Origin of the sequence: Jannaschia seohaensis (genome assembly GCF_900116765.1) — a bacterium.
Taxonomy (GTDB): Bacteria; Pseudomonadota; Alphaproteobacteria; order Rhodobacterales; family Rhodobacteraceae; genus Jannaschia; species Jannaschia seohaensis.
On the sequence record NZ_UETC01000002.1, the window covers coordinates 269302 to 284585 of the forward strand.

Consider the following 15284-nt stretch of genomic DNA (forward strand, 5'->3'; position numbering starts at 1 on the left):
GGTCTTCAGCCTGCGTCTCGTGCGTTCTCGACGATAAGCGGTGTCTCGAAGTATTGGAATGTCGGCCTGCTGCCGAAAACGCGTTCGACCCGGGCCAGGAAGTCTTCGCCATGGGCGGCCTTCGCGTCGGCGATGCTGTCCCAGGAATAGACCCCGCCCGCGATACCTGCCTCGGCATCGAAGAGATAGGCCTTCCGCCGCAATTTGGGGTGGGCCCGCCAGGCGGCGGCGCTATCCTCGAAAGCCTCGAGCACAGCCTCCCGGGGCATCGTCCGGGGAACCTTGAAGGTGACAATCTCGGTAATCATGGGACGTTCCTTACTTGTGGGACCTCTGCCCGTCCGGGCGAGGCTTTCTGACCCGACGGTCCGCCCCTAGGCGCAGCGCCCCCCCGGCACAGACAGCCTGGACCGACGCCGGTCTCCGATGCGCAGGTCGATCCGCGCCTCTGTCGCGTCCTATCACGCGCGGCCGCGATCTGTCAGGCCATCCCGCCGTTGCCTGTTCCCAATCCGGTCCCCGGTCGAGCCTCTGCCGAAAAGCCCCGAGGGATCGAAAGGAAGCGCATACCCCTGGAGCCGCTTGGCGTCGACCGCTGGGCCGCCGGCCCCGGATCCCGGCGCCGCACCCGTTCCCTCCACCCCGATCCTCCGCTAAGCCGTCCGCACCATCGCGGAGCGCCCCCATGACCAAGATCCTCGTCCTCAACGGACCGAACCTGAACCTGCTCGGCCAGCGGGAGCCACATATCTACGGAGCCGAGACCCTCGCGGATGTCGAGGCCTCCTGCCGGGCGCTGGACTTGGCCGAGCTGACATTCAAGCAGTCGAACCACGAGGGCCAGCTGGTCGACTGGATCCAGGAGGCGCGGGGAACGCAGGACGCCATCGTCATCAACCCGGGCGCCTATTCCCATACCTCCGTCGCGATCCTGGATGCGCTCTCGGCCTTCGAGGGTCGCGTGGTGGAGGTGCACATCTCCAACATCCACAAGCGGGAGGCGTTCCGCCACCACTCCTATGTGAGCGGCCGCGCCGAGGCCGTGATCGCGGGGCTGGGCACCGAAGGCTACCGCGCCGCGATCCGCTGGCTGGTGGTCTGACACCGGGGCCTCTGCACCGAAGCGGCACAGGCGTTGCGCGCCGCCTCCGCGCCTGTTCCGTGGGCCCCACGCCCCGCCCCCTCCCGGCCCGCCCGCGCCCGATCCGACCGCAAATAGAACCGGCCAGCTTCGTCTGCCTCATCCTGCTGGCGGATCTGCTGTTTTTCGCCCTCCCTCGGGCTATCCCTGGCGCTTTTCGCCATGACGATCGGAGGCGTGGCGATCCCTTCGCGCGCCGGTGCCGTCTTGGCGTCGGGCGGCATGTGCAGCGCCTGCGTCACCGGACCCATCAGCAAGAGCGGCGCGACCGGGGCTTCCGCGCCTGGCACGTCCGGTCCAGTCCCGACGCGATGGAAGGGGCATGAAGATCCCCATCTGCGACCATGCCACCCACCTGCGGGAGGTGGTGCGCGTCGCCCTCACCCCGTGCGCCCCGATCTGATCGTGCGGGATGTCGGCCTGCCGGAGTTCGACGGGTTCGAAGTCTGCCGACATATGCGCGGGCGGGGCGAGGCCGTCCCGATCCACTTCCTCACCGCCCGCGACGACGCGGTCGACCGGATCGTCGGATTAGCGCTGAGCGCCGACGACTGAATCACCAAGCCCGTCTCGTCCCCCGAACGGGTCGCCCGCATTGCCGCCGACCGAGAGCGGACCCCAAAGCGCGCCTAGCTGCCTGCGCCGAGACTGCTGGAACACGGCGTCTTGACGCTAGACCTCGCCCGGCATGCCCGCATGATCGTGGGCCGGCCCGTGGTGCTGACCGCGACGGAAATGGCGATCCGGTCGCGGCCGGCCACGCGCCTCTCCCCGGTGCAGCCGCGACCGGCGCTGGTCGATGCGGTGTTCGGGCCGGGCACGCCGATCTCAGAGCGGAGGCTGGACAGCCACCTGCGCAACATCCGCGCCAAACCAGCGCGCGCGGGAGGCTCGAAGCTAGGCTCCGTCCGGGGCCATGCACCGCATGAACTGGCGGCCATAGCCGTGGGTCGCGGTGATGGGGGCGCTGGCAAGCACGCTGACCCTGTCGATGCTCGGCCCCGCCGAGCTGCGATATCTCGGGCCGGAAATTGGCTTCCGCCGTACCGCCCTGCTGCGGGGCAGGGCCATCGCGGCGGCCGAGCCAGTCTGGCGCGGATCCTCGCGTCGCGCTCATGCGGCCCGATCCCGCGCGTCGGAACGATGCAACCGATGATGCCCAGGGGCACCGCCCGCTTCGCGCCAGCGCGCACAAGCAACCGATCCGGGAGGATCACGGGCCGGACGCAACCGGCTCCACGCCCAGCCCAAGCGGTCGAGAGCGGCAGGGGCGGGTCGCTCAAGCGTCTCGGTCGTCCCGCCCATGGCAGTTTTCCTCCTGCTTACAGACCCTTCTCGGTCGGAGGACCCAGCGCAGATCACTGCCCCAGATCCGCTAATATCCGAGACCGGCGGGCGCTACCGCGCCCTCCGACAAGCCGAAGCCGCCTCGACCGTCCGCCCCGTATCGTCCGTCTATCAATCCTTGCCCATGCAGCCCCGGGCCGGCATTTGCCCCGGCGTCCCGAAACATGCCCCGCAAGCCCGGCGTCAAGCGCAGGCCGACATGTCCGCAGGTTTTCCCAGGCGGCCCGCCCCTCCGATGCGTCGACCGGGCCATGCACCGCCAAGGCGCCGCGCCCGGGTTACGGAATCCGGCGTTCGGCCACCGCCACGCCGGCGCAGCCCTCACCTCTTCCGGGCCGCTCCAGGCATCGAACGGGTCCCCGGTCCGGCGCGTCCTCGCAGGATCGGGCACGACGCAAGCCCATGCGGCCCCTGCCCCCCTCCGGCAGGCCGGAATCCGTCAGCCTGGATTTGAGATGGCCGCCACCCGGTCGGATGAGTCCGCTGCTGGCACAAGACGGCCAGCGCCCAGTCCACCGCTGGCCTCGACACGACAGCACGTGACGGGCGTCTCCACCGGCGCAGGAGCGACAGTCATGCCGTCGAGGAACACGTCCCGGACGTTCGACGGCGTGTCCCCCCATGAAGACACTGGTCTCGGGATTGTCAGCGGACCCTTGAAACGACACCGGCCCAGGAGGCCTCGCCAGCCAAGCCGCACGGGTCTCTGTCTCTGGCACGGAGGCATAGACGCGGACCAGCGCGACCCTGCCCGATCCCGGAACGCCGTCAAAGATCGGTCGCGACATAATGCCCGGCGCGTTCGGTATGGCGCGCAGCAACCCAGCCCCCCGCCGCTGGCAACCCGATTGACGGCGGGCCGCGAAGCTGCTCCCTGCGCGCCATGGCCTATACCCTGACCGCCCTTCCCGACGCGACCCTGCCCTTCGACGAGATCATCGACGTCCGCGCCCCCGCCGAGTTCGCCGAGGATCACGTTCCGGGCGCGACCAACCTGCCCGTCCTGTCGGACGCGGAGCGGGCCAAGGTCGGCACGATCTATGTCCGCCAGGACCGGTTCCTCGCCCGCAAGGTCGGCGCGGCCTTGGTCGCGCGCAACGCCGCCGCCCATATCGAGGGCCCGCTGGCCGAGAAGGACGGCGGCTGGCGGCCCCTGGTCTATTGCTGGCGGGGCGGGCAGCGCTCCGGCAGCTTCGCATCGATCCTGGCGCAGATCGGCTGGCGGGTGGAGGTGGTCGAGGGCGGCTATCGCAGCTACCGGCGGCTGGTCTCGGCCTTGCTCTACGACGCGGCGCTCCCGCATCGGATCGTGCTGATCGACGGCGGGACGGGCACCGGCAAGACGCAGCTGCTCCACCGGTTGGCGGCGGACGGCGCGCAGGTGCTTGACCTGGAAGGCCTGGCCCGGCATCGCGGCTCGAATTTCGGCGGCTGGGAAGAGGGGCAGCCCGCGCAGAAGATGTTCGAGTCGTATCTCGCGCGGGAGATCGCGGCTCTGGACCCCACCCGTCCCGTCTTCGTGGAGGCTGAGAGCAACGCCATCGGGCGGATCAAGCTGCCGCCCTCGCTCTGGAAGGCCATGCGCGCGGCCCCCGTGATCCGGCTGGAGGTGCCGCTCTCGGCGCGCGCCCGCTTCCTGCTGACGACCTATCCCGACCTGACGGCGGATGCGGAGCTGCTGGCCCGCCGGATCGAGACGCTCCGCCCCTATCATTGCAGCGACCGCATCGCCGCCTGGCACGAACTGGCCCGCCATGGCCGGCACATCGCGTTGGCCGAAAGGCTGATCGCGGAGCACTACGACCCGCGCTACCGCAGACCCAGCCGCGAGACGCGGGAAGAACTCGGGGTTGTGGCGCTGGACACGCTGTCCGAGGCCGCGCTGGCCCGCGCCTCAGAGCGCGTGAGAGAGCTTTCCGGCTGATCGCCCGCACAGGAGGGTCGACCCAATCGCGAACGGCTGGAAATCAGGGGGATTGGGATCGCGGGCGCCCGTGAATAGACGTCCTATCTCCCTTGATGAGGGACGGTCGCCCGCGCGCGCCTCCCCTCATCTTGCCTGAAATACCTCGGGGGTCCGGGGGCAGAGCCCCCGGCGCTGTCCTCCCATAGGCAAGCCTCTGGCGGTTTCGATCACCGCTTCAAATCAATGCGATCCGCGGAGGCCCCGATAGGCCGGGGCCCGGCTGGGCCCGCGTAGGTCGCCCTTCTGGTCCGGCGCGTCAGAGCCCCCGCGCCTCTTCCCGCAGGCGCACCTCGAAGGCTGTGCTCAGATGGTCGCGCAGCGCCTGGGCGGCGCGGTCGCCGTCGCGGGCGGCGATGGCGTCGACGATCGCCTGATGCTCGGCCAGCGCCGTCTCGCCGCGGCCCTCGGCAGCCAGGGACGTCTTCGCCATCAGCGCCATGGAGCGATGCACCATTCCCAGTTGCTGCAACAGATAGCGGTTGTGCGAGGCGCGGTGGATCTGCGCGTGGAAGCGGCGGTTGGCCTTGGCCAGCGCCTGGGGATCGCCGAGCAGGGCGCGATCCTCCTCGACCATGGCGGCGAGCACGGTGATCTCCTCCCGCGCCGCATGCTGCGCGGCCAGCCGCGCAGCCAGCGCCTCCAGCTCCGTGCGCACGGCGTAGAGCTCGGCCAACTGGTCGTGGCTGAGCGAGGCGACGATCAGCGAGCGTCCGTCCCGGGTCAGCAGCGCCTGCGTCTCCAGCCGTTGCAGCGCCTCGCGAATGGGCGTGCGGCTCACGCCGAAGCGGTCGGCCAGTTCGCTCTCGACCAGCCGGTCGCCGGGGCGGTAGACCCCTTGGTCGATCGCCTCCACGATCAAGGTATGGGCATCCTTCTGGGCTGGCTGCACGCGCGATCCTCCTGAAACGGTCGGCGCAAGGTAGCGGCGGGGCGCGGGCGGGGCAACGACTCGACAGGGCGGGCCCGGACGCCTATGGCCCGCCTATGCAGCCCGACTTCGCCCATGTGACGACCTGGGTCTTCGACCTGGACGAGACGCTCTATCCGCCCTCCATGCCGCTCTTTCCCCAGATCGAGGCGCGGATGGTGCGCTGGATCATGGATTTCCTGAAGGTCGACGAGGCGCAGGCCGACACCCTGCGCGCCCGCTGGTGGCACGATCACGGCACCACGCTGGCCGGGCTGATGCGGGAGCATGAAATGGACCCGGACCCGTTTCTGGAAGACGTCCACGACATCGACTTCTCAGTGCTCGCCCCCGACCCGGAGCTGCGCGCCGCCATCTCGGCCCTGCCCGGCCGCCGCATCATCTTCACCAACGGGACCGAGCCCTATGCCCGGGCCGTCCTGGACGCGCGGGGCCTCGACGGTCTTTGGGACGCGATCCACGGGATCGAGCACGCGGATTACATCCCCAAGCCGCACCCGGCGGCCTATGACGCGATCTTCGCCCGCGACGGGTTGGACCCGCGCCGCGCCGCCATGTTCGAGGACATGGCCCGCAACCTGGAGGTGCCCTGCGCCCTTGGCCTCGCGACCGTCCATGTCGCGCCCGAGCGTGCGCCGGGCGACCATATCCGCCATCACGCGCCGGACCTCGCGGCGTTCCTCCGCGGCATCCTGGCCCCTGGTTCCACGGCCCAGGCCGTATAAGTGATGGATATGGAGCACGACACCGATATCCTGATCTCCGGCGCGGGCCCCGCGGGTCTCGCAGCCGCCTGCGTGCTGGGCGCCGAGGGCCACCGGGTCACGTTGGTCGACCCGGCCCCGCCCATCACCGGCGAGGACGCACCCGGCGCGGACCTGCGCACGACCGCCCTGCTGCAACCGGCCCGCACCCTGCTGGAGCGGGCGGGCGCGTGGGACGGACTGGCGGCCCATGGCACGCGGCTGGACGTGATGCGCATCGTCGACGCCTCGGTGAAAGCGCCCGCCGCGCGCGACTTCCTGGCCAGCGATATCGGTGAGGAGACGTTCGGGTGGAACCTGCCCAACTGGCTGCTCCGGCGCGAGCTGCTGGCCCGGTTGGCGGAGCTGCCCAATGTCGAGACGCGGTTCGGGCAAGGCGTCGTCGCTCGCTTCGCGCGCTCCTCCGCCGCGCGCGTGACGCTGTCGGACGGGGCGGGGGTGACGGCGGCTCTGGTGATCGCCTGCGACGGGCGCGACTCGCCGCTGCGCGAGATGGCCGGAATCGGAGCGCGCACGGTGCGCTATGGGCAGACGGCCCTGGTCTTCGCGGTGGCCCATGACCGGCCCCACGACCATGTCTCGACCGAGGTACATCTGAGCGGCGGCCCCTTCACCCTCGTGCCTCTGCCCGACCGGGACGGCGTGCACCGCTCCGCCGTGGTCTGGATGGACGAGGACGCGGAGCAGACCCGGCGGATGGCGCTGGACGACGCCGATTTCTCGGCCGAGGCCAATGCGCGCTCCGCCGATGTCTTGGGTCCGCTGCGCGTGGTCAGCCCCCGCGCCGCCTGGCCGATCATCAGCCGCCTCGCCGATCGCCTGACGGCGCAGCGCCTCGCGCTGGCCGCCGAGGCGGCACACACCATGCCGCCGATCGGGGCGCAGGGTCTGAATACCTCGCTCAAGGACATCGCCGCCCTGCGCGACCTGGCCGCGACTCACCCATTGGGCAGCCCCGAGATGCTGGCCGCCTATCAGCGGCGGCGCTGGCCGGACATGGCGGCGCGGATGGCCGGTATCGATCTGCTCAATCGGACCTCGATCGCGGGCCATGCGGGCCTGCACGCGCTGCGCGCCGCCGGGATCCGGGCGATCCACGACATCGCGCCGATCCGGCGCACATTGATGCGGATGGGCCTCGGGAGCTGAGGCGGCCGAAGGCCCGCCCGCCTCAGATGTCTCGGGTCAGCCTGGGAAGACTTGGTCGACGACGCGCTCCAACCGGGCGACGGTCCCGTCCACATCCTTGAGCTTGTCCAAACCGAACAGGCCGATGCGGAAGGTCGAGAAATCCACCGGCTCGTCGCATTGCAGCGGCACGCCCGCCGCGATCTGCATCCCCAGCGCGGCAAAGGCCTTGCCGCTCTTGACCTCGTCCGAGGGCGCATAGCAGACGACGACGCCCGGCGCCGCGAACCCGTCGGCCGCGACCGAGCGCACGCCGCGCGCCGCGAGCATCTCCCGCACCTTCGTTCCCAGCGCCCATTGCGCCTCCTTCAGGCGCTCGAACCCGTATTCCTTCGTCTCCAGGAGCGTATCGCGGAACTGGCGCAGCGCGTCGGTCGGCATCGTCGCGTGATAGGCGTGCCCGCCCGCCAGATAGGCCTCCATGATCGCGGACCACTTGCCCAGGTCGATGGCGAAGCTGTCGGACTTGGTCTCCGCCAGCCGGGCCTTCCCCCGCTCCGACAGCATGACCAGACCGGCGCAGGGCGACGCGCTCCAGCCCTTCTGGGGGGCGGAGATCAGCACGTCGACGCCGGTGGTCTTCATGTCGACCCAGACACAGCCCGAGGCGATGCAGTCCAGCACCATCAGCGCGCCGACCTCATGGGCGGCCTCGGCCAGCGCCGTGATATAGTCGTCCGGCAGGATGACCCCGGCCGAGGTCTCGACATGGGGCGCGAAGACGATGTCCGGCTTCGCGTCGCGGATCCGGGCCGTGACCTCTTCGATGGCGGCGGGCGCGAAGGGGGCGCGGCTGTCATTGCCGGTCTGGCGCGCCTTGATCACCTCGACGCCGCCGGTGAAAGCACCCGCCTCCATGATCTGCGACCAGCGATAGCTGAACCAGCCATTGCGCACCACGAGGGCCTTGGCCCCCTGGCCGAACTGGCGCGCCACGGCCTCCATCCCGAAGGTGCCGCCGCCCGGCACGATGACGGCGTGCTCGGCGTTGTAGACCTCGCAGAGGCCCGCATGCAGATCGCGCATGACCTCCTGAAATGCCTGGCTCATGGAGTTCAGCGAGCGGTCCGTGAAAACGACCGAGAATTCTTCAAGCCCCTGCGGGTCTACGGTATCGAGCAATGCCATGTCATGTCCTCCGTCTCAGCCGGTCTTTCTCATGCGGGATCGAGCGGGGCAAAGACAATCTCATGCGCGGGCCGATTTTGGACCTCGTGACGCAGCCCCCGGCGGGATGTTATCCTGCCGGCGGAGGTGCGCGGTGACAGATCGGATCGACCACGCGAGGGAACAGGCCGGGCCTGCCGTCATCCTGCTGCATTCCAGCGTGGCCGGCGCCGGGCAGTGGCGCCGGACGAAGGCCGCGCTCGGCGACAGGTTTCATTGCATCGCGCCCGACCTCTACGGCTACGGCGCGTCCCCCGGCTGGTGCGGGCCGGGGCGGCAGACGCTGGACGATCAGGTCGCGCTGATAGAGGCCGCGCTGCCGATGGAGGGGTCATTCTCGATCGTCGGGCATAGTTTCGGCGGCACCGTCGCGATGCAGTTGGCGGCCCGCCACCCGGACCGCATCGACCGGCTGGTGCTGATCGAGCCGAACCCCTTCCCGCTGCTGGCCGAGGCAGGACGCGACGCGGCGTTCGGGGAGGCGAAGAGTCTGCGCGCCCATATCGCCCGCGCGGGGATCGACGGAGACTGGGCACGGGCCGCGGAGGTCTTCGCCGATTACTGGACCGGCCTGGGGAGTTGGGCCGCGATGCCCTCGACGCGGCGCGACGCCTTCGCCCGCGCGCTCCGCCCCAACCTGCATGAATGGGATGCCGTCATGGAAGACGCGACGCCCCTGGTCCGTTGGCGCGCCAAGCTGCCGCACAAGACGACCGTGATCTCCGCCCAGGACACCGTCCGCTCGATCCGCGAAATCGTCGCGCTGATGGAGGAGGCCTGCCCCCATTGGCAATTCATCCGCCTGCCCGAAGGCGGTCACATGGCCCCTCTGACGCGTCCGGACGCCGTCAATGGCCGTCTTGCCGAGATCCTGGGCGCCCCGCGGTCATAATGGCCCCGGCCGCCGTTCCTCGCTCAGCATGACATTGGCCTCCACCTCGCCCACGCCGGGGAGGCCCATGATGCGGCGGCGCAGGACGCGCTCGAAATCGGAGAGATCGCGGGCGACGACACGGAGGCGGTAATCGTAGCGGCCCAGAACATGCTCCACCCGCCGCACCTCGGGGATGGCGGAGACGGCGCGCTCGAACCCATCCAGATCGACACGGCCCTTGGCCCCCAGCTTCACGCCCAGAAACACGGTGACGCCAAAGCCCAGCTTTTCCAGATCCAGCGACAGCTCCCGCCCCGTCAGGATGCCCGCCTTGCGCAGCCGGTCCAGGCGCCGCCAGGCCGCCGCCTGACTGAGCCCCACGGCACGCCCCACCGCCCCCGCCGAAAGCGCGGCATTGGCCTGAACCACCTTCAGGATCGCCCGGTCGAGATCGTCCATTCCGCCCCTTCTTCTGGCCGAAAGTACTCCGGAGAGCGCGAGAGGAGACCTCTCGCAGGCGCGCGCGGGGCTCGATGCCCCGCGCGCGCCTCCTCCCTCAGACGGGCAGCACCGCGTCCGTCTTGACCCGCGTGACATGCATCAGCGCCTCGATATCGGCGATATGCGGCAAGGTCAGGATGCGGTCGCGGTAAAGCTCCCTCCAATGCGCAAGATCGCGGGCGATGACTTGCAGCCGCGCATCGACCCGGCCGAGGAAGGTCTGGATCTCGATCACCTCGGGCACCTCGCGCGCGGCGGCGAGAAAGCGGTCCAGCGCCCGCGGCTCCGCCTTGTCGAGGGTGAAGCGCAGCGAGACCTCAACCTTGTAGCCCGCCGCCTTCCAGTCGATCACGCCATGGACGCCGCGCAGCACCCCGTTTTCGCGCAGCCGTTCGATCCGGCGGGCGACGGTCGCGGGCGGCAGACCGAGCTCGGCCGCGAGGTCACCGGCCGAAAGCTCCGGCTCGGCTTGCCAACGGCGAAGGAGGGCGCGCTCCTGGTCGGTGAGCATGATTTCTCCGTTTGCTGCCGGTTTCGTGCATGACTTTCTCGCAGATCAGCATTCGACATGCCAGCCTCGCATGGCCCGCGCCAGGATCCACGCCTAGACGGTGCGTCATCTGAGCGAGGAGACAGACAATGCGCGTTTACTACGACCGCGACTGCGACGTGAACCTGATCAAGGACATGAAGGTGGCGATCCTGGGCTACGGCTCCCAGGGGCATGCCCATGCGCTGAACCTGCGCGACTCGGGCGCCAAGAACGTGGCCGTCGCGCTGCGCGAAGGCTCGCCCAGCCGCAAGAAGGCCGAGGCCGAGGGCCTTCAGGTCATGGGCATCGAGGAAGCCGCCGCCTGGTGCGACCTGATCATGTTCACCATGCCCGACGAGCTTCAGGCCGCGACCTACAAGGCCCATGTCCACGACCACCTGAAGGAAGGCGCAGCCATCGCATTCGCCCATGGCCTCAACGTCCATTTCGGCCTGATCGAGCCCAAGGACGGCGTCGACGTCATCATGATGGCGCCCAAGGGCCCCGGCCACACCGTGCGCGGCGAGTATCAGAAGGGCGGCGGCGTGCCCTGTCTCGTGGCCGTCCATAACGACGCCTCGGGCCGCGCGCTGGAGATCGGTCTGTCCTACTGCTCCGCCATCGGCGGCGGCCGCTCGGGCATCATCGAGACCAACTTCCGCGAGGAGTGCGAGACCGACCTCTTCGGCGAGCAGGCAGTGCTCTGCGGCGGCCTGGTCGAGCTGATCCGCATGGGCTTCGAGACGCTGGTCGAGGCGGGCTACGCGCCCGAGATGGCCTATTTCGAGTGCCTCCACGAGGTGAAGCTGATCGTGGACCTTATCTACGAGGGCGGCATCGCGAACATGAACTACTCGATCTCGAACACCGCCGAGTATGGCGAGTATGTCTCGGGTCCGCGCGTCCTGCCCTATGACGAGACCAAGGCCCGGATGAAGGCGATCCTCACCGACATCCAGACCGGCAAGTTCGTGCGCGACTTCATGACCGAGAACGCCGTGGGCCAGCCCTTCTTCAAGGGCACCCGCCGCCTGAACGACGCCCACCAGATCGAAGAGACCGGCGAGAAGCTGCGCGCCATGATGCCCTGGATCTCCGAGGGCAAAATGGTCGACAAATCGCGCAACTGAGCCGCAATTGTTGACGGGACGGCCGCCGAATGGGGCGGCCGTCTCATCTCCGGGCCGTCCATGCCGCCTCGACGGGGCCAATCGGCCTGGAGAGCAACGGGGGCATGACTGAGCCAACTGCCCCCACCCGCATGACCCGGGACCATGCCCGACTTCTGCAAAGCTATGCCCGCGGCACCGGCGCCGCGCGCCCTCCGGCCGCGACCTTCCTGCTCGGCGTCGCGTCCACGCTGCTTCTGACCCCCGTCGGCCTCGGCCTGTTCATCGCCGCCTGCGCCGCGCTCCTGGTGGCGGAGCGGATCGGCGGGGTCGCCGCCGACCCGCTCCCCTGGGCCGCCCTCCTCGCCATGGGCGCGGTGAGCGTCCGGCAGGCCTCCCATGTGCGGCGAGCCCCGGGCCGGAGCCGCCTGCGGCGGGCGGGGATCGCGGCGGATCGCGCCGCGGGCGAGGTCGAGGAAGAACGCCACACCATCGCCGAAGCCCGCCTCCTGCGAGACCCCGACCAAGGCGGCCGGATCCTGCTTGTCCACACCGAGGACGACCGCGTTTTCGCGACCTACGATTACGCCAGCTTCGCCGGCCCCGAGGCCGACGCGGCCGCTCCCGGGATCACGGCACGGCGCGAGATGCGATTCGTCCGCTTCCCGCAAAGCGGCATCTAGGAAGTGCTCTTCGAGGGCGAGGCGGTCCCGACCCGCCCTCCGCTCGTTCTGGAGGCCGATCCGGACGACTGGCCGGTCGATGGCGCGTGGTGGGACGTGCCCTGGGACGCCGTGCCGGAACGCGCCATGGGCCTCTGAGCCGGACCACCCCCCGCGCGGGGGCGGCATCGGCCCCTGCGGACCGGGGCGGGGCCGCGATCAGACGTCGGCTGGCGTGCCGAAGCTGTCCTTGTCGGCTGCCAGCGTGGATTTCGGGGCTCGCGGATCCTTCATCCGTTCGATGGTCTTGTGCTGCGCGACCAGCGCAAAGAGCACGCCGGTCAGCAGGGTGCCAAAGGCGAGAACGGGGAGGAGGAGGTCGGTAAGCATCTCTGTCTCCAACAATTTCACTTGTCGGCCAACGCGGGTGCGAAAGCAGTGGTTCCCCTGGACCGCCGGGCGCGCTAGTCCGCCGCACATGGCGCAGACCACAGATACGCCGGTTTCGGCCCCCACGGCCGGGAACTGGGCCTCCATGCTCTCCCTCGGCGTGATCTGGGGCGGGAGCTTCATGGTCGTGGCCATCGCCTTGCGGGGCTATGGGCCGGTCACGGTGGCCGCAGCGCGGACGGGCCTCGGCGCGCTGTCGCTGCTGGCGCTGGCCCTGGCGCTGGGACGGCCGCGGCCGCGCTGGGACCCGGTGCTCGCGGGCTTCGTCGTCGCGCTGGGATTGCTGACGGCGGCGCTCCCGTTTCTTCTGCTGGCCTGGGGGCAGCAGCATGTCTCCTCCGCGTTCGCCGGGCTGGCCATGGCGGTCCTGCCGCTCTTCCTTCTGCCGCTCGCCCATCTCTTCGTTCCGGGCGACCGGCTGACGACGCGCAAGGCGGGCGGGTTCGCGTTGGGACTGGTGGGCGCGATGGTGCTGCTCGGCCCAGGCATCACCGCCGCGGGCAGCGGGGATCTGGTGGCGCTGGGGCGCATCGCCTGCGTGGGCGCCACGATCTGCTATGCCTTCGGCTCCATCCTCACCCGCCGCTGTCCCGAGATCGACGCGCTGTGGCTTTCGGTGCTGACATTGCTCGTGGGGGCCGCCGCGCTGGTGCCAGCCATGCTGGCGATCGAAGGCGTGCCGGGCGCGGCCCCGCCGCTGGTGCTGGGCGCGATCCTGTTCCTCGGCCTGGTGCCGACGGCCTTTGCCGCGCTCTTGCGCGTGCAGGTGATCCGCAGCGCGGGGCCCAGTTTCATGACCCTGGTCAATTATCAGGTGCCGGTCTGGGCGATGCTTTTCGGTGCCTTGATCCTGGGCGAAGACCTGCCGGGCCGCTTCTATCTGGCGCTCGCGCTCATCGCCTGCGGATTGGCGGTCAGCCAATGGCGCCGCGGCCATTGACAGCCGCGTCCCCGCGCCGGAGACCCATGGGATGATCGACTTCCGCCCTGTCGGCTACGTGATCGGCCTTCTGCTGCTGGCCCTGGGCGCGTCCATGGCGCTGCCGATGCTGGCCGACATCATGCAAGGCAACGGCCATTGGCCCGTCTTCTTCGAGAGCGGGATGATCACACTCCTGGTGGGTATGTGCCTCGCGCTCTCCTGCTCGAACGCGGTGCGCGACCGGCTGTCACTGCAACAGACCTTCCTGCTGACGACCACCGTCTGGGTCGCCCTGCCGATCTTCGCCGCCCTGCCCTTCATGCTGGGCGCGACAGAGGTCAGCTACACGGACGCCTTCTTCGAAGCGATGTCGGGCCTGACCACCACCGGCTCGACCGTGCTGACGGGGCTGGACACGCTGCCGCGCGGATTGCTGCTCTGGCGGGGGATGCTGCAATGGTTCGGCGGGATCGGGATCATCGTCGTTGCGATGGTCTTCCTGCCGGAACTCAGGGTCGGCGGCATGCAGATCTTCCGCTCCGAGGCGTTCGACACGATGGGCAAGGTGTTGCCGCGCGCCGCCGAGATCGCCTCGCAGATCAGCACCATCTATATCGGGATCACGCTGGCTTGCGCGCTCGCCTATTCCGCGGGCGGGATGGGGCCGTTCGATGCGGTGGTCCACGCGATGACGACCGTGTCGACCGGCGGGTTCGCCAATTACGACGCCAGCTTCGCGCAGTTCTCGGGCGGGCTCGAATATGTGGCGACCGTCTTCATGCTGGCAGCGGCGCTGCCCTTCGTGCTCTATGTGCAGCTTCTCAACGGGAACGGCAGGCCGCTGATCCACAACAGCCAAGTCCGCGCGTTCCTTGGAGTGGCGGCGGCCCTGACGTTGGTCATCGCGCTGGTCCTGATGGTGCGCGCGAGCTTTCCGGCGGAGCAGGCGATGCGCGAGGCGCTGTTCAACATCGCCTCGATCCTGACGGGAACGGGCTATACCAGCGTCGACTACATGAATTGGGGGGCCTTCGTCATTGGCCTGTTCTTCTTCATGGGCCTGATCGGCGGCTGCGCCGGCTCGACCTCCTGCTCGATCAAGATCTTCCGCTACCAGATCCTTCTCGCGGCGATCAAGGCGCAGATCCGGCGGGTCCATTCCCCCCACGGCATCTTCATGGCGCGCTACGACGGGAGAACGGTCACCGAGGACGTGCTGTCCTCGGTGATGGCGTTCTTCGTGCTGTTCATCGTGACGCTGGGCGTCTTCGCGGTGGCGCTCGCGATGACCGGGCTCGACTTTCTGACCTCGGTCTCCGGCGCGGCGACGGCGGTGGCGAATATCGGGCCGGGCCTGGGGCCGGTGATCGGGCCGTCCGGCAACTTCGCGCCGCTGAACGATGTGGCCAAATGGCTGCTCTCGGCGGCGATGCTGATCGGGCGGCTGGAGCTGGTGGTCGTCTACGTCCTGTTCACGGCGCGCTTCTGGCGGGGGTAACCGCCCGGCCGAGAGGGCGGAGGGGGCTCTGCCCCCGCCTTCGGCCCCCCGGAGTATTTCCAGCCAGAAGAAGAGAGGACGCCGTCAGGTGCGGGTGGGGCAGTCCGCCCGGAGGCATGGCGGGGAGGGCGGCACCGCGGGTTCGGTGATCGGCAGGCCCTGGATCTTCGGCGGCACGACCGGAGCGGCGCCGGGGGCGCAGGGGAGCAGCATCAGGGTCAGGGCGAATTTCATG

At 69.5% G+C, this 15284-nt stretch carries 18 protein-coding genes; 11 read left to right on the forward strand and 7 right to left on the reverse strand.

The features are described 5' to 3' along the window. Positions 1-5 precede the first annotated feature (5 nt). Positions 6-308: a hypothetical protein gene (locus tag DTQ71_RS06085; protein WP_109563388.1), complete on the reverse strand. Its 303-nt coding sequence runs from the start codon at positions 306-308 to the stop codon at positions 6-8. A gap of 377 nt (positions 309-685) precedes the next feature. Between DTQ71_RS06085 and aroQ the strand changes: the two genes are divergently transcribed. The 3 genes from aroQ to mnmH all read left to right on the forward strand — a co-directional run bounded on the left by aroQ (position 686) and on the right by mnmH (position 4412). Beyond that, on the forward strand, positions 686-1102 hold the full coding sequence (aroQ, locus tag DTQ71_RS06090; RefSeq protein WP_109563389.1) for a type II 3-dehydroquinate dehydratase: 417 nt from the start codon (positions 686-688) through the stop codon (positions 1100-1102). Positions 1103-1528: 426 nt separating this feature from the next. Then, positions 1529-1696: a response regulator gene (locus tag DTQ71_RS24105; RefSeq protein WP_281271224.1), complete on the forward strand. Its 168-nt coding sequence runs from the start codon at positions 1529-1531 to the stop codon at positions 1694-1696. Between the two features lie 1675 nt (positions 1697-3371). Next, entirely contained in the window at positions 3372-4412 is a 1041-nt protein-coding gene (mnmH, locus tag DTQ71_RS06100) for a tRNA 2-selenouridine(34) synthase MnmH (RefSeq protein WP_109563391.1), read from the forward strand. 298 nt (positions 4413-4710) lie between these two features. Here mnmH and DTQ71_RS06105 read toward each other — a convergent pair whose 3' ends face one another. Beyond that, entirely contained in the window at positions 4711-5343 is a 633-nt protein-coding gene (locus DTQ71_RS06105) for a GntR family transcriptional regulator (protein WP_109563392.1), read from the reverse strand. Between the two features lie 95 nt (positions 5344-5438). On the opposite strand from DTQ71_RS06105, the gene DTQ71_RS06110 reads away from it, so the two are divergent. Further along, complete coding sequence (locus tag DTQ71_RS06110) at positions 5439-6107, forward strand: pyrimidine 5'-nucleotidase (protein WP_109563393.1); 669 nt, start codon at positions 5439-5441, stop codon at positions 6105-6107. Positions 6108-6110: 3 nt separating this feature from the next. After that, positions 6111-7295: an FAD-dependent monooxygenase gene (locus DTQ71_RS06115; RefSeq protein ID WP_342768108.1), complete on the forward strand. Its 1185-nt coding sequence runs from the start codon at positions 6111-6113 to the stop codon at positions 7293-7295. A gap of 36 nt (positions 7296-7331) precedes the next feature. Here DTQ71_RS06115 and DTQ71_RS06120 read toward each other — a convergent pair whose 3' ends face one another. Then, on the reverse strand, positions 7332-8462 hold the full coding sequence (locus DTQ71_RS06120) for an aminotransferase class V-fold PLP-dependent enzyme (RefSeq protein WP_109563394.1): 1131 nt from the start codon (positions 8460-8462) through the stop codon (positions 7332-7334). A gap of 133 nt (positions 8463-8595) precedes the next feature. Between DTQ71_RS06120 and DTQ71_RS06125 the strand changes: the two genes are divergently transcribed. Continuing rightward, entirely contained in the window at positions 8596-9393 is a 798-nt protein-coding gene (locus tag DTQ71_RS06125) for an alpha/beta hydrolase (RefSeq protein ID WP_170125310.1), read from the forward strand. On the opposite strand, the gene DTQ71_RS06130 is transcribed toward DTQ71_RS06125, so the two are convergent. Together DTQ71_RS06130 and DTQ71_RS06135 are read right to left on the reverse strand one after the other, a co-directional pair. Then, positions 9388-9834, reverse strand: coding sequence for an Lrp/AsnC family transcriptional regulator (locus DTQ71_RS06130; RefSeq protein ID WP_109563396.1), 447 nt, complete (start codon positions 9832-9834; stop codon positions 9388-9390). The two genes, DTQ71_RS06125 and DTQ71_RS06130, sit on opposite strands and share 6 nt — an antisense overlap. Before the next feature lie 97 nt (positions 9835-9931). After that, entirely contained in the window at positions 9932-10387 is a 456-nt protein-coding gene (locus DTQ71_RS06135; RefSeq protein ID WP_109563397.1) for an Lrp/AsnC family transcriptional regulator, read from the reverse strand. Between the two features lie 128 nt (positions 10388-10515). On the opposite strand from DTQ71_RS06135, the gene ilvC reads away from it, so the two are divergent. The 3 genes from ilvC (at position 10516) to DTQ71_RS24565 (ending at position 12338) form a co-directional block, all read left to right on the forward strand. After that, positions 10516-11538, forward strand: coding sequence for a ketol-acid reductoisomerase (gene ilvC / locus DTQ71_RS06140; protein ID WP_109563398.1), 1023 nt, complete (start codon positions 10516-10518; stop codon positions 11536-11538). 104 nt (positions 11539-11642) lie between these two features. Then, positions 11643-12200: a hypothetical protein gene (locus DTQ71_RS06145; protein ID WP_146204805.1), complete on the forward strand. Its 558-nt coding sequence runs from the start codon at positions 11643-11645 to the stop codon at positions 12198-12200. Between the two features lie 3 nt (positions 12201-12203). Beyond that, complete coding sequence (locus DTQ71_RS24565; protein ID WP_281271225.1) at positions 12204-12338, forward strand: hypothetical protein; 135 nt, start codon at positions 12204-12206, stop codon at positions 12336-12338. A 60-nt stretch (positions 12339-12398) separates the two neighbouring features. Here DTQ71_RS24565 and DTQ71_RS23390 read toward each other — a convergent pair whose 3' ends face one another. Further along, a complete protein-coding gene (locus DTQ71_RS23390; RefSeq protein WP_170125311.1) occupies positions 12399-12569 on the reverse strand; it encodes a hypothetical protein in 171 nt (56 codons plus the stop codon). An 88-nt stretch (positions 12570-12657) separates the two neighbouring features. Between DTQ71_RS23390 and DTQ71_RS06150 the strand changes: the two genes are divergently transcribed. Both DTQ71_RS06150 and DTQ71_RS06155 read left to right on the forward strand, forming a co-directional pair. Further along, positions 12658-13569, forward strand: coding sequence for a DMT family transporter (locus tag DTQ71_RS06150; protein WP_109563400.1), 912 nt, complete (start codon positions 12658-12660; stop codon positions 13567-13569). Positions 13570-13600: 31 nt separating this feature from the next. Further along, a complete protein-coding gene (locus tag DTQ71_RS06155) occupies positions 13601-15049 on the forward strand; it encodes a TrkH family potassium uptake protein (protein ID WP_109563401.1) in 1449 nt (482 codons plus the stop codon). An 84-nt stretch (positions 15050-15133) separates the two neighbouring features. Here the strand turns inward: DTQ71_RS06155 and DTQ71_RS23395 are convergent, their stop codons facing one another. Further along, positions 15134-15283 (reverse strand): hypothetical protein, encoded by a 150-nt coding sequence (locus tag DTQ71_RS23395; protein WP_170125312.1) that lies wholly within the window; start codon positions 15281-15283, stop codon positions 15134-15136. Position 15284 lies beyond the last annotated feature (1 nt).